General features: G+C 69.7%; 14 protein-coding genes. 4 read left to right on the forward strand and 10 right to left on the reverse strand.

All coding sequences use genetic code 11. From position 1 onward, the window contains the following. Positions 1-2 precede the first annotated feature (2 nt). Positions 3-890 (forward strand): TIGR01777 family oxidoreductase, encoded by an 888-nt coding sequence (locus M2317_RS14730; RefSeq protein WP_429461393.1) that lies wholly within the window; start codon positions 3-5, stop codon positions 888-890. On the opposite strand, the gene M2317_RS14735 is transcribed toward M2317_RS14730, so the two are convergent. Genes M2317_RS14735 through M2317_RS14750 form a run of 4 tightly spaced genes read right to left on the reverse strand, consistent with a single transcriptional unit; the run spans position 880 to position 5,484 of the window. Beyond that, positions 880-2,346 (reverse strand): glycoside hydrolase family 3 N-terminal domain-containing protein, encoded by a 1,467-nt coding sequence (locus tag M2317_RS14735; RefSeq protein ID WP_429461395.1) that lies wholly within the window; start codon positions 2,344-2,346, stop codon positions 880-882. The two genes, M2317_RS14730 and M2317_RS14735, sit on opposite strands and share 11 nt — an antisense overlap. Further along, positions 2,343-3,176, reverse strand: a complete 834-nt coding sequence (locus M2317_RS14740; protein WP_429461397.1) for a carbohydrate ABC transporter permease — start codon at positions 3,174-3,176, stop codon at positions 2,343-2,345. The genes M2317_RS14735 and M2317_RS14740 overlap by 4 nt, the downstream gene beginning before the upstream one ends. Beyond that, the gene (locus M2317_RS14745; RefSeq protein ID WP_429461399.1) at positions 3,173-4,150 is read right to left on the reverse strand and encodes a carbohydrate ABC transporter permease; all 978 of its coding nucleotides are present in this window, start codon (positions 4,148-4,150) and stop codon (positions 3,173-3,175) included. Before M2317_RS14745 ends, M2317_RS14740 begins: the two co-directional genes overlap by 4 nt. Positions 4,151-4,185: 35 nt before the next feature. After that, the gene (locus M2317_RS14750) at positions 4,186-5,484 is read right to left on the reverse strand and encodes a sugar ABC transporter substrate-binding protein (protein ID WP_429461401.1); all 1,299 of its coding nucleotides are present in this window, start codon (positions 5,482-5,484) and stop codon (positions 4,186-4,188) included. A gap of 137 nt (positions 5,485-5,621) precedes the next feature. On the opposite strand from M2317_RS14750, the gene M2317_RS14755 reads away from it, so the two are divergent. The 3 genes from M2317_RS14755 (at position 5,622) to M2317_RS14765 (ending at position 7,639) form a co-directional block, all read left to right on the forward strand. Next, positions 5,622-6,482 carry a spermidine synthase gene (locus tag M2317_RS14755; RefSeq protein WP_429461403.1) on the forward strand — a complete coding sequence of 287 codons (861 nt, stop codon included), beginning with the start codon at positions 5,622-5,624 and terminating at the stop codon, positions 6,480-6,482. A 202-nt stretch (positions 6,483-6,684) separates the two neighbouring features. Beyond that, a complete protein-coding gene (locus M2317_RS14760; RefSeq protein ID WP_429461405.1) occupies positions 6,685-7,104 on the forward strand; it encodes a hypothetical protein in 420 nt (139 codons plus the stop codon). Positions 7,105-7,150: 46 nt separating this feature from the next. Next, a complete protein-coding gene (locus M2317_RS14765) occupies positions 7,151-7,639 on the forward strand; it encodes a SprT-like domain-containing protein (RefSeq protein ID WP_429461407.1) in 489 nt (162 codons plus the stop codon). A gap of 126 nt (positions 7,640-7,765) precedes the next feature. Here the strand turns inward: M2317_RS14765 and M2317_RS14770 are convergent, their stop codons facing one another. The 6 genes from M2317_RS14770 to M2317_RS14795 form a co-directional block, all read right to left on the reverse strand. After that, the gene (locus tag M2317_RS14770) at positions 7,766-8,428 is read right to left on the reverse strand and encodes a 2-phosphosulfolactate phosphatase (protein ID WP_429461408.1); all 663 of its coding nucleotides are present in this window, start codon (positions 8,426-8,428) and stop codon (positions 7,766-7,768) included. A gap of 122 nt (positions 8,429-8,550) precedes the next feature. Beyond that, positions 8,551-10,020, reverse strand: a complete 1,470-nt coding sequence (locus tag M2317_RS14775; protein WP_429461410.1) for an FtsX-like permease family protein — start codon at positions 10,018-10,020, stop codon at positions 8,551-8,553. After that, on the reverse strand, positions 10,017-10,778 hold the full coding sequence (locus tag M2317_RS14780) for an ABC transporter ATP-binding protein (RefSeq protein WP_429461412.1): 762 nt from the start codon (positions 10,776-10,778) through the stop codon (positions 10,017-10,019). The genes M2317_RS14775 and M2317_RS14780 overlap by 4 nt, the downstream gene beginning before the upstream one ends. 81 nt (positions 10,779-10,859) lie before the next feature. Further along, positions 10,860-11,495: a response regulator gene (locus M2317_RS14785; RefSeq protein WP_429461414.1), complete on the reverse strand. Its 636-nt coding sequence runs from the start codon at positions 11,493-11,495 to the stop codon at positions 10,860-10,862. Continuing rightward, positions 11,492-12,724 (reverse strand): histidine kinase, encoded by a 1,233-nt coding sequence (locus tag M2317_RS14790; RefSeq protein WP_429461415.1) that lies wholly within the window; start codon positions 12,722-12,724, stop codon positions 11,492-11,494. Before M2317_RS14790 ends, M2317_RS14785 begins: the two co-directional genes overlap by 4 nt. A gap of 59 nt (positions 12,725-12,783) precedes the next feature. After that, positions 12,784-13,575, reverse strand: coding sequence for a class I SAM-dependent methyltransferase (locus M2317_RS14795; RefSeq protein ID WP_429461417.1), 792 nt, complete (start codon positions 13,573-13,575; stop codon positions 12,784-12,786). Positions 13,576-13,636: the final 61 nt, after the last annotated feature.

The following is a 13,636-nucleotide window of genomic DNA, read 5'->3' on the forward strand; positions in this document are numbered from 1 at the left end:
CCATGCGGATTCTCCTCATCGGCGCTTCCGGCCTGATCGGCTCGGCCACGGCATCCCTCGCCCGAAGAGGGAACGAGGTGCGCGCCCTCGTGCGGAGGGATCCGGTCGATGCGACGGAGCATCGCTGGGATCCGGCATCCGGTTCGGCTCCGGCAGAGCCCATCGCGTGGGCGGATGCTGTGATCAGCCTCTCGGGAGCGAGTCTGTCGCACCTGCCCTGGACGGCGCGGTATCGCGACGAGATCCTGCGCAGCCGGGTGCAGGCGACGTCGACGCTCGCGCGCGCGATCGCGGAGTCCGACGCGCCCCCGGACGCGTGGGTCTCGGCATCGGCGGTCGGGATCTACGGCGACCGGCCGGGTTCCGAACTGGACGAGGATGCCGGGCGCGGATCGGGTTTCCTCGCCGATGTCGTCTCGGCGTGGGAGGAGGCCACGCGTCCGGCTGAGACGCGGACGCGGGTCGTCCACGCCCGCACCGGTCTGGTGCTCGCCGCCGGTGGTGCTCTCGCACCGCTGATGCTGACCACGCGGCTCGGACTCGGCGCGACCGTCGGCGATGGAACGCAGCACTGGCCGTGGATCGCGCTCGAGGACGAGGCGAGAGCGCTGCTGCATCTCGCGACGGAATCGACGCTCGACGGCGCCGTCAATCTCGTCGCGCCCGCGTCGTCGACGTCGTCCGAGGTCACTCGGGCGCTCGCGCGCGCGATGCATCGTCCGCATCTGCTGCGGCTGCCGACGTTCGCGCTGCGCGCCGGCATGGGCACGGCGGCGGAGGAGCTGCTGCTCGCCGATCAGCGCGCGGTCCCCGAGCGGCTGCTCCAGGACGGCTTCGTCTTCCGCTGCACGACGGTGGATGCCGCGATCGCGGCTGCCCTCAGCGGATGAGGAGTTCCCGGACGACCTCGGCGGAGACCCGACTCGCGGCCGCCGCGTCGATGAACGGCAGCGGCAGTTCTCCCCGCACCGGAAGTCCGACGTTCACCACGACGGCTCCGGCGTCCCGTCCGGCCACCTGGTCGATGAGCGCGCGCTGAGCCGGTTCCACCTCGGGTCGATCCACGAGCAGCACCACGCGGCCCCCAGCGGCGGATGCGGCGTCCAGGGCGGCGTCCCTCTCGGCATCCGACGCCCGTTCGACATCCAGCCGCACGCGGAAGCCGTCCCCAGCCAGCGCCTCCGCGACGTATCCGGCCGCGCTGTCGACGGCGAGGGTCGATCGCCGCCGCGCATCCACGACCGCGAGAGCGGATGCCGCGGCATCCGCCTCCCCGACGACGCGCAGCGCACGGCGGACGATCGCCGCCGCGTCGTAGGGCGCCGCGGCGGTCGGCGTCGCAGCCTGCAGCTTCGCGGCCAGCGCCCGCACGCGGTCGCGCGCCTGCTCGACGCGCTCGCGCGGCAGCGTTCCATCCCGCAGTGCCGCCACGATCGTCTCGCGCGCGGCGAGGAAGTCGCGCTCGTCCTGGTCGGGCAGCGCGGCGGATCCCGGGTTGGTCGGATTCCCGATGCAGAGCAGGTCGGCACCGGCGGCGAGCGCCTGCACGGCTCCCCCGCCGATGCCGACGCTCTCCCGGATGGCCGCCATGTCGAGGGCATCCGTGATGATGACGCCGTCGAAGCCCATCGCCCGCAGCTTCCCGAGGACGACCGGATTGAGCGTCGCTGGTTTTTCGCCCCAGGCCGGGACGACGATATGCGCCGTCATGACGGCGTCGACACCGGCCGCGACAACCGCACGGAACGGCTCGAGGTGCACATCCTCGATCACGGACGTGTCCAGCGTGATCACCGGCAGCGCATGATGCGAGTCCAGATGCGTGTCGCCGTGCCCTGGGAAGTGCTTGACGCACGCCGAGACGCCGCCGGACTGGATGCCGTCGACGGTCGCCACCGCGTGCCGGGCGACGAGCGCGGCGTCCGCACCGAACGAGCGCACCCCGATGACGGGGTTGCGCGGATCCGTGTTGACGTCGGCCACCGGGCCGAGGACGACGTCGACGCCCGCGGCACGCGCTCGCCTGGCCAGCTCTGCCCCGGTCGCCCGGCTCGCCTCGATGTCGTCGACGGCTCCGAGTTGAGCCGCACCGGGCAGGGTCGATCCGGTCGCGGACTCGAGGCGCGTGACGCTGCCGCCCTCCTCGTCGATGCCGATCAGGGCACCCGGGTTGGCTTCGCGGAGCGCGGCGCTCAGCTCCGGCATCCCATCGGAGATGTTCTGGCCGAAGTACACGACTCCGGCGAGTCCGTCGCGGAGCTCGGCGAGCAGCCACTCCGGCGCCTCGGTACCGAGGAAGCCGGGCCACAGGACGGAGTTGGCGAGGCGGGTGAGCTCGTCGCTCATCCCTTCACCGCGCCCGAAACCAGGCCAGCCGACAGACGTCGCTGGACGATCACGAAGAAGATCATGACGGGGATCGTGATGATCGTCGAAGCCGCCATGATGCTGCCCCAGTCGTTGGAGTGCAGACCGAAGAAGGACTTCAGGCCGATCGCGACCGTGTACTGGTCGGACGCACCGCCGAGCATCGTCATCGCGAAGATGAACTCGTTCCAGGCGGTGATGAAGCTGAACACGCTGGTCGCGACGAGCCCCGGCATCACGAGCGGCAGCAGCACGGACCGGAACATCCGCCACCAGCTCGCCCCGTCGATGTAGGCCGCCTCCTCGAGCTCCACCGGAACGGCGGCGACGAAGCTCCGCAGCATCCAGATGCCGAACGCGAGAGAAAGCGCGATGTAGACGATGATCAGCCCGAGCAGAGTGTTCAGCAGGCCGAAGCTCTTCACCTGCAGGAACAGCGGGATCACGAGGGCCTCGAGCGGCACCATCTGCACGACAAGGATCATCATGAGGATCGTGGTGCGGAACTTGAACCGGAACCGGGCCACCGCGACGGCGGCGAGCAGGCACACGAGAGCGCTGACGAGCACGGTCGCGATCGCGACGATCGCGGAGTTGCGCAGGTACACCGCGAACCCGCCGTCGGTGAGGACGTAGGCGAAGTTGTCCCAGGTGAATTCCTGCGGCAGGAACGACTGCCCGCCGCTGGACGCCTTCGCGTCGAACGCGCTGGAGATCATCCAGTACACGGGGAACAGCGTGAAGATCAGCACCGCCGCGACGGCGATGCCGACACCGGTGCGGGAGAGGACGGACCGACGGGTGCTCACAGTTCGTCCTCCTTCATGAGCGAGCGGATGTACACGATCGTGATGCCGATCAGCACCAGGGTCAGCAGGACGGCCAGCGCGGCGCCGAAGCCGTAGCGGTTCTGGCCGAACGATTCGACGTACGACCACACCCCGAGATTCAGCACGGTGCGATTCGAGCCGGAGCCGCCCGGCATCAGGTAGACCTGCGCGAAGACCTTGAAGTCCCAGATCGTGGACAGGATGATCACGACCGAGAAGACCGGACGCAGCGTCGGGAAGATGATCTGCCAGAAGCGGCGCCAGGCGCCGGCGCCGTCGAGCGCTGCCGCTTCGAGCATCTCCTTGGACACGCCGAGCAGGCCGGCGAGCACCGTCACGGCAACGAAAGGGAAGCCGTGATGCACGACGTTCAGCAGCACGATGGCGTAGAACGACCACTGGTTCGTGAACCAGTTCACCGGACCGTCGATGAGGCCGAGGTCGAGCAGCATGGCGTTGAAGATGCCGTGGTCGGCGTCGAAGATGAAGGTCCAGACGTACGTTCCGGTCACGGCCGGCATCGCCCAGGCGATCATGATGCAGCTGGAGACGATCGTGCGCCAGAGAGTGCCGAGGCGGGCCAGCAGCAGCGCGACGAGCGTGCCGAGGGCGACGGTCGTGAACACGGCGACGGCGGCGAAGCCGACGGTGTTCGGCAGGACGACGCTCCACAGCGTGGAGTTCGTCAGCGCCTCGATGTAGTTGTCGAGCCCGATGAAGTTCGGCTCGCCGGTGTTGATCTCGCGCAGACCGTAGTCCTGCAGCGAGTACAGGAACACCTGCACGAGCGGCCAGAGCATGAGTCCGGCCAGGAGGATGAGACCGGGGGCCAGCAGGACCCACGGTCGCGCCTTCGCCCACGTGAGGACTCGGCCCGTTCGGCCGCCGGCCACGGAGGCGGGGGTGTTCCCCGCCTCCGTGGTGGTCGGCACTGGTGCTTGCACCATCGACATGAAGGAAGACGTCCTTTGGTAGCTGTGCTGCTGGATTACTGGTTGAGCAGCTCGGTCATCTCGGTGGCAGCGTCCTTGGTCGCGGTTTCGACGTCCTTCTGTCCGCTGAGGATCGACTGCATCATGGCGTTGGTGGTCTTCTTCGCCTGCACGGCGCCGAAGTTCGGAGTCACCGGGACGGATGCGCCGCCCTCGACCATCTGCTGCGCGAACGGCGCCACGAGCGGGTCGGTCGACGCGAGCGCCTCCTCCATGGCCGACTGGACACCGGGGAAGTAGCCGGTCTCGTCCGCCCACTTCTCGGCGAACTCGCCCGTGGTCATGAGGTCCACGAGCTGCCAGGCGAGGTCGGCGTTCTCGGTCGTGTTGAAGATCGACAGGTGGGATCCGCCGAGGACCGACGGGGCGATGTCGCCGTCCTTGCCGGGGATGACCGCGGCTCCGAGCTTGCCCTCGAGGTCGGGGTTGGCCTCGAGGATGGCGTTCGGCGTCCACGAGCCGGAGAGCATCATCGCGACGTTGCCGGCGACGAACGCGTCACGCAGATCCGTCTCCTTCCACGTCGTCGCACCGGCGGACGAGAAGCCGTGCTTCGTGGCCAGGTCGGTGTAGAACTGGATGCCCTCCTGGGACTCGGCGCTGTCCAGCTCGCTGGTCCAGGTGTCGCCGTCGAGCGTGGCGATCTCGCCGCCGGCGCCCCAGACCCAGGGGTAGACCTGGAACTCGGCGTCACCGGGAACGGGGAACGGCATGATCTCGGGGTGCGCGGCCTTGATCGCCTCGCCAGCCGTGACGATGTCGTCCCACGTCTTCGGCGCCTCGAGTCCGAGCTCCTCGAAGATGTCGGCGCGGTAGATGATCGAGCGCACGCCGGCGTACCAGGGCATGCCGTACAGCTCCTCGTCGTACGTGCCGGCGACTTCGAGCCCTTCGACGAGGTCGTCGCGCAGGCCGTCCTCGGCGTCCACGTACTCGTCGATCGGGAGCAGCGCGCCCGCGTCGGCGAACTCCGCCGTCCAGGTGGTGCCGGTCTCGGCGATGTCGGGCGTCGTGCCGCCGGCGATCGACGTCACGAAACGGTCGTGCGCGTCGGCCCACTGGACCTCTTCGAACTCGACCTTCGCACCGGTCTCCTCTTCGAACGCCGCGGCGACCTCATCGAGGAATGCGGTGGAGTCCGGGTTCGTGCCCTGCATGATCCAGACGTTGAGAGTCTTGCCTTCGCCGTCAGCGCCGTCGCCGGAGCCGCTGTCTCCGCTGTCGCCGGCGCAGGCGGCCAGGCCCAGCGTCGCCGTGACGCCGAGCGCCACGAGGGGAAGAATGCGCTTCTTCATCGGGTGAATCTCCTCATTGAAAACGTCCTCGGCACGCTGGGATGCATGTCGATCAGGAAAAAGTATCCACGACTAACAAACCCGCTGCAACTTCTCGCGAGGATCGTCACAGAGCCGTAACACGTACGCTGGGATGCATGGGTCGATCGCGCACACGGGATGTCGAGCATCCGACGGCGCGCCTCGACCACGGCGGAATCGCGTCGATCGAGCCCAGCGATTTCACCAGCGGATTCGAGCTCATCGTCGACGGGACGCCGCAGTCGCACGTCGATCTGGACGACCCCACGCACCTGCACTTCGAGTACATCCTGCGCATGGGCGCCGTGATCGATCAGCTGCCCGGCGCGGCGCTGACGGCCGTGCATCTCGGCGCAGGCGCATTGACGATCCCCCGCTACATCGAAGCCACGCGGCCGGGGTCGCGGCAGCAGGTGATCGAGCTCGAGGCGCCGCTCGCGAGCCTCGTCCGCGAGCATCTTCCGCTGCCGAAGGGCGCGGCGATCCGCATCCGCATCGGCGATGCGCGCGAGGGCGTGACACGTCTGCCGTCCGCTCTGAGCGGCGCGTGCGACCTCGTCGTGTCGGACGTCTACTCCGGCGCGCAGACGCCGGCCCACCTGACCAGTGTCGAGTTCTACCGCGAGCTGTCCGGACTGCTGGCGCCGAGCGGCGTGCTGCTCGTCAACGTCGCGGACGGTCCCGGCCTCGCCTTCGCGCGCCGCCAGGTCGCGACGATCGCGGACGTCCTGCCCGAGGTGGCGGTGCTCGCGGACACGCAAGTGCTCAAGGGACGCCGGTTCGGCAACCTGGTGATCGCGGCATCCGCTTCTCCCCTGCCGACGGAATGGCTGCCGCGGATGCTGGCGGCAGGGCCCCACCCGGCCAAGATCGCGCAGGGCGCCGAAGTGTCCGCCTTCGCCCAGGGGGCTCGGATCGTGACGGATGCCGATGCGACCGCCTCCCCGAAGCCCGACGCGTCGATCTTCCTGCGCTGAGCCGCGTCCGATCTCGGCATCCGGGGCGTGCCGACTCGCAGGTATCGCGAGTGCCAGGCAGACTGGATGATGGCGCTGCGGAAGGGAGAGCACATTGAGTTACATCCGGGGTTATGACTCCGAAACCCTTCGGGAACGAGTCGATCCGCTCGAGTGCGAACGACGCCTCGCGGAGATCGATTCCCAGCGGAGTCTGCCGGCGATGCTGGAACGGGTCTGGCTGCTGAAGGTGCTCGATCGCCTGGACGAGTCGCTCGCGCTCGCGGACGAGGCGGTTCGTCAGGCGCGCATGGCCGGCACGCGCAAGGACGTACTGCGCGCCCGGGTGCTGCATGCGACGATCCTGCAGTATCGCGGGGCGCACGCCGCCGCCGACCAGGAGCTGGCCACGTGCGCGGATGAGGCCGAGGGGCAGCGCTGGGCATCGATCGCCGCATTCGCCCACCAGCATCGGGGCAAGAACGCTCTCGAGGCAGGCGATTTCGAGCAGGCCAAGGAGAGCTTCAAGCGCTCGCTGTTCCTGCGGCGCGAGACCGGCGCCGAGGACCGCGATCTGGAGACGGTGCTGCTCGCGATCGAGACGGTCGAACGACGCCGCGTGGAGTCTCCGGTCGCCATCTGACGCGCCCAGCGCGGCCGATGTCCGCGGCGTGATCTACCCTGAGCGTATGGCGGAATTGGACCGTGTGCGCATCTGGGCTGACGCGCTCATCCGGATGCATCTGGACGACACCTGGACGTTCGGATTCGACAATGCGAAACGCCGTGCCGGGCAGTGCGATTACCGCACCAAGCGCATCACGGTGTCACGCTACCTCGCCGCCCGATTCGATGACGACGAGATCCATCAGGTGCTGCTGCACGAGGTCGCGCACGCCCTCGCCGGCCACCAGGCGGGGCACGGCGCGCGGTGGCAGCGGGTCGCCGGCGAGCTCGGCTACGTCGGCGGCACGACGCATCATGGCGAGACGGCGACGGAGCTCGCCCCCTGGGTGGGCCGGTGCCCCGCCGGGCATGTGACCTACCGGCACCGTCGCCCGACCCGCGCCACGAGCTGCGCCAAGTGCTCGCGCAATTACGACCCGCGGTACCAGTTCGAGTGGACGCGGCGCGAGATCACCGCCGCGACCAAGCTCGCCGCGCAGACACCGCGCTGACCCGTGCGCCCCTCGGCCTTTGCCACACCTTTCTGAGTATGCGCCAGTTGTTTCGTGGCGCATTCTCCGAGAAGTGTCGCAGAACCGCGGTTCGCCTCGTGCTGACGCTCGACCTGACCGAGAAACTCAGCGGGTGAAGGCGACGAAGACTCCGTCGCGCAGCACCGGGACGACGTCGACGGCATCCAGCTCAGCGGCAGCGGCTGTCGTCGCCGGCGCGATGCCGGATGCCTCCATGCGCGCGGTCGAGGCGACGCCCTCCACGAGCTCGCGCCCCGAGCCGGATGCCGACAGCAGATGGCGCAGCGCGCGACGGAGCCCGCGCGCAGACTCGGCGGCGACGGCCGCCTCGGGCGACGTGTGATCGATGCCGAGATCTCCGAGCGCCGCGATGATGGCTCCGGCGCCGAGCTGATCCTCGATCGCGAACCGCAAACCGCCGTCCGGAGTCTGCTCCCCGGCGGCGATCACCGCGACCGACGTCCGCTGCCGGCGCTGATCCTGGATCGCCATCACCGCACGCGCGACGGCTGACGCGTTGCGCAGACCACCGACGAGCACCGTCTCCGCAGCCGATGCGGCCGCGACCACGGCGGCGCCGTTGGACGACCATCCCATGGCGTCGGCGAGTTCGACCTCGACCCCGGCTGCGACGACATCCGGAAGCGTCGACGAGAAGCGCAGCACGTCGACGACGACCACGATGTCCGCCGCGGCCAACCGCTCCAGCCCCGGAGTGCCCCAGTCGAGCCGGACCTGGTACGCGGACTGGTCGAACGGCTGAGGCATCCCTCCACCCTATTCGCCCCGCGAGACCTACTTTGTGAGGCGAGACCGACCTGGGCAGGCCGAGTGTCACCCCGCAAAGTACGTCTCGCGGTCGGGATCGGACAGGACAGGACAGGTGAACGTCAGTCGACGGCGAGGGCCTCGACCGGAGCGACGCCGGTGGCGAGACGGGTCGGGGTCGCGGCGGCGACGAGCGTCAGAACCGCGGTCGCGACGACGATCACCACCACCGGGATCCACGGCACGGCGGGCGCGATGAGCCCAGCGGTCTGCTCGAACGTCGGAGGCATCCGCACCGATCCCAGCAGCGACTGCGCGGCGATCCAGCCGTACAGCACGCCGAGCACGAGGCCGGTGACGGTCGCGGTGATCGTGATGTGCGCCGCCTCCAGCAGGATCATCCGGCGCACCTGCCGGTTGGACAGCCCGATCGAGCGCAGCAACCCGAGTTCGCGGCGCCGCTGCACGACCCCGATCGTCAGCAGGTTCACCAGCCCGACGGCCGCGATCACCGCGGAGATCCCGACGAGCACCATCATGACGGCGGCGAAGCTGTCCATGATGATCGTGAACTGCGCATCCAGTTCACCGCCGGCCGCCTTGGTCAGCAGAACCTTCACCGATTCCAGGGCGACCGCGAACATCGTCACGAGCGTCACGCCCATGACGACGCCGATCGCCATGCGGCTCGAGCGCTCCGGGTACCGATGCGCGTTCTCAGCGGCCAGTCGGGCGGTCGCCGAACCGCCGAAGAGCCGACCGACCAGGCGCAGCACCGGGGGCATGAACAGCACCGCGCCGAGCGACAGTCCCGTGAAGGACAGCAGTCCCCCGAAGAACGCGATGACCACACCGAGCGGCTTGACGAGTCCGACCATGATCCCGAACACGAGCAGTGCCGCACCGACGAGCAGGAGGATCAGCGCGCCGACGTGCCGGGCGGGGCGCGCCGCGGCATCCGCATGGGTGCGCTCGACCGAGCCGCCGATCGCCTGCAGCGGCGTCACGGACAGCACCCGGCGGGACCCGGCCCAGGCCGCGGCCCAGGTCGTGAGCGCGACGCCGACGGCCGGGACGACGATTGCGGCCTGAGCGAGAGAGAACTCCGGAAGCGCTCCCAGTAGCCTGTCGGCGACGACGATGCCGAGCACCGAGATCAGCATCCCCACTGCGATGCCGACGACGGCGCCGATGAGACCGACGACGAGACCCTGGCGCGCCACCTCCGATCGCTGCGACTGCGCGGTCGCGCCGATCAGCCGCATGAGCGCGATCCGGCGGGTGCGCCCGGCGATGATGGTCGAGAACGTGTTGGCCGTGACGATCGCCGCGACGTACAGCGCGACGCCGATGAGCAGGACCGTCAGGATCGCGACGACGACGGCGAGCGTTCCGCTGTCGCCGATGTAGGGATCGGCCTTCAGCATCACCCCGATGTACGCGGTGGCTTCGACGAGCACGACGCCGAACGCCGACGCGAGGCCGGCGACGAGCACGCTCGCCCCCATGCCCCGGTCGCGCAGCCAGCCGAGCCGGGGGCCGGTCCGCGCGGTGTCCGCGATCACGGCCGGGTTCGTCGCGACGACGGTCATGCCGCCACCTCGGCCGCGAGCATGTACGCCGCGATCTGCTCGGCGCTCTGCTGGGGGTGATCGGCCACGATCCGCCCGTCCCCGAGGTACAGCACGCGATCGGCATGGCTGGCGGCGATCGCGTCATGCGTCACCATTGCGATCGACTGCCCGTGCTCCCGGCTGGCTGCCGAGAGCAGTTGCAGCACCTCGCGGCCGGTCTTCGAGTCGAGGTTGCCCGTGGGCTCGTCGGCGAACACCAGGTCGGGCGCGGTGGCGAGGGCGCGGGCGATCGCGACGCGCTGCTGCTGTCCACCGGACAGTTCGTGCGGACGATGCCGCAGGCGCGAGGTGAGACCGAGCGTCTGGACCAGTCCGTCGATGCGCGCGCGCTCGATCGCACTCGGGCGGCGCCCGTCGAGCTCGAACGGCAGCATGATGTTGCCGATCGCGTCGAGCGTCGGCACGAGGTTGAACGCCTGGAAGATGAAGCCGACCCGGCGGCGGCGCAGGATCGTCAGGTCGAGGTCGCCGAGACCGGTGATCTCGGTGTCTCCGATCCACGCGCGGCCTTCGGTGGGGGCGTCGAGGCCGGCCATGATGTGCATCAGGGTCGACTTGCCCGAGCCGGACGGCCCCATGATGGCGGTGAACTGCCCCCGGCGGATGCCGACGCTCACGCCGTCGAGCGCGTGCACCGCGGCGTCGCCGGAGCCGTAGGACTTCTTCAGATGCTGGACGCGGGCGGCGAGCCCCAGGTCGCTGGTCGTGATCTCCATGCTGACCACGTTAGGAATCCGGCATGCTCCCGCACATCGCCCGCCGGACCCATCCCGCGTACATCGGAAGGATGATCCCGTTCAGGTCAGGCCGTGCTCGAATGCGAAGACGACCAGCTGCACGCGGTCGCGCAGGCCCAGCTTGGTGAGGATGCGGCTGATGTGCGTCTTCACGGTCGCCTCGCTGAGGAACTCCCGCGTCGCGATCTCGGCATTCGAGAGCCCTCGGGCGGCGAGTGCGAAGATCTCCCGCTCACGGTCGGTGAGCTCTCCGTAGGATGCCGGGACGGGCTTCGTCTCCTCCGCGAAATGCGCGAACAGGTCGCGCGTCGCGGATGCCGCGATCACACTGGATCCCGCGTGCACGGTCCGGATCGCGGCGAGCAGGAACTCCGGATCGGCGTCCTTGAGCAGGAACCCGCTGGCCCCCTGACGGATGGCCTTGGCCGCCGCCTCGTCGAGATCGAATGTCGTGAGCATGACGACCTTCGGCGGATCCGGCTGGGCGAGCAGTTCGCCGGTGGCGGTGAGTCCGTCCATCACCGGCATCCGGATGTCCATCAGGACGACGTCGGGACGGGTCGCGGCGATGACCGCGAGCGCCTCGCGCCCGTCGCCGGCTTCACCGGCGACCTCGAGGTCCGGCTGCGAGTCGACGAGCATCCGGATGCCGGCGCGGAACAGGCCCTGGTCGTCGACCAGCACGACGCGGATCATGAGTCCCCTCTCCCGGCGCCGGAGGCGCCGGTTCCATCCTGCCCGGCATCCGCGGCCGCGACCGGCAAGCGCGCCCGGACCACGAATCGCCCGCCCTCGTGTTCGGCGCGCAGGACGCCGCCGACGAGCTGCGCGCGTTCGCGCATGCCGATGATCCCGTGTCCGCCGCCGAGACTCGGCGCCGATGACCCGTCGACGACGTTCGCGACCGTGATGTCCACGAACTCCCGGTGCCAGGCGAGATGGATCTCGACCGACTTGCCGTCTCCGTAACGCAGGGCGTTCGTGAGGGCCTCCTGAAGGATCCGGTACACCGCGAGCTGGAGGCCGCCCGCAAGCCCCTCGGGCGGCATCGGATCCACGGTCACGCGCGGCTCGATGCCCGCCTGGCGCACCTGCGCGAACAGCGTCTCGAGGTCGGCGAGCGTGGGCTGCGGACCGTCGCCCTGCCGGTGGCGCAACTGGGTCAGCAGCATCCGGACATCCGACAGCGCCCCGCGCGCGGTCTGCGCGATCGTCGTCAGCGCGGCCGGTGCGGCATCCGGATCCACCGCGGAGGCGTACCGGGCGCCGTCCGCCTGTGCGATGACCACGGCGAGCGAATGGGCGACGATGTCGTGCATGTCTCGGGCGATGCGCACCCGCTCCTGCTCCTCCGCCGTCGCGGCTTCGGCGCGCATCTGCGCGTCGCGGATGCGGCGGGAGCGCAGCACCATGCGCCATCCGAACCCGGCCACCCAGGCGAAGCCCAGGGCCATCACGGAGAGCAGGATGAGCAGGACCGCGGCACCGAAGGTGATCCCGAAACCACCGGACGAGGCGCCGTTGAAGAACGAGATGTAGACACCGGCGACCACGGCGCCGATGCCGGCCGAGAGCAGGCCGGCCCACATCACCCGGCGCGACCCCCACGCCGCCGTGGCATACAGGACCATGAGGATCGCGATGTTGAACGGCAGCGGAGACAGCCCCGCCGCCATCTGCACGATCGCACCGGTCCAGGCCACGGCGAGCGCGATGCCCGGCGCGAGCCGGCCGATCGCCACGGCGCCGCACTGGATCGCTCCGGCGAGCACCATCGCGGCGATACCGGCGGCCTCGGAGATGCCGATGAAGCTCAGGCTCCCCGGCCCGTAGAACGCCAGCGCCATGGGCGTCAGGGTCACGAACAGCAGCGCGGCCCCGACGATGTCGAGGACGAGCGCGGTGCGGGACAGCGGGCGGATCACCCTCTCACGCTACGCGAGGGCGTCAACGCGGGCATCCATCTGCAGATGTACCCCGTGCGTCAGGCTCGCGCGATGATCTCGCCGTGTGGGACGAGGTACCAGCCGTCCTCGGCATCCGCCCATGCCTTCCAGCCGGCGCTCATGCGTTCGAGATCCGCTCGGGTGGCGAGCCCGGTGTCGACGGCCTGGCGCGCGAGCGCCGACTCCAGGATGCGGTCTGCCCACATGCCGCCCCACCAGGCGCGCTCCTCCCGGGTCGCATAGCACCACGTCGAGACGGTCGCGGTGACGTCGACGAATCCGGCCGCCTTCGCCCAGGACAGCAGCCGGCGGCCGGCATCCGGCTCTCCCCCGTTCGCGCGTGCGGCCGCGTGGTACAGCGCCAGCCACTCGTCGAGCGCGGGGATCAGCGGGAACCAGATGAACCCGCCGTAGTCGGCGTCGCGTGCGGCGACCATGCCGCCGGGCTTCGCGACCCGGCGCATCTCGCGCAGCGCCTGCACCGGGTCGGCGACGTGCTGCAGCACCTGATGCGCGTGCACGACGTCGAAGCTGTCGTCGGCGAAGGTCAGGGCGTGCACGTCTTCGACCGAGAAGTCGAGGTTCGTCAAGCCGCGGTCGGCGGCGGCGCGCTGCGACAGGGCGAGCTCCGCTTCGCCGATCTCAGTCGCCGTCACGTGCGCGACCTGCTCGGCGAACTCCACCGTGATCGTCCCTGGGCCCGCACCGATGTCGAGCAGCGACGCATCCGGGGTCAGGTACGGCCGGAGATACTCCGCCGAGTTCGCGATCGTGCGGTTGTTGTGGGAGCGCAGCACCGTCTCGTGATGCCCGTGCGTGTAGGTCGCCATCGCCCCAGTCTGCCGCCTCTCGCGTCCACCACCCGTCCATACGGCGCCCGTGTACGCGACA

Origin of the sequence: Microbacterium sp. ZKA21, from assembly GCF_050434165.1 — a bacterium.
Taxonomy (GTDB): domain Bacteria; phylum Actinomycetota; class Actinomycetes; order Actinomycetales; family Microbacteriaceae; genus Microbacterium.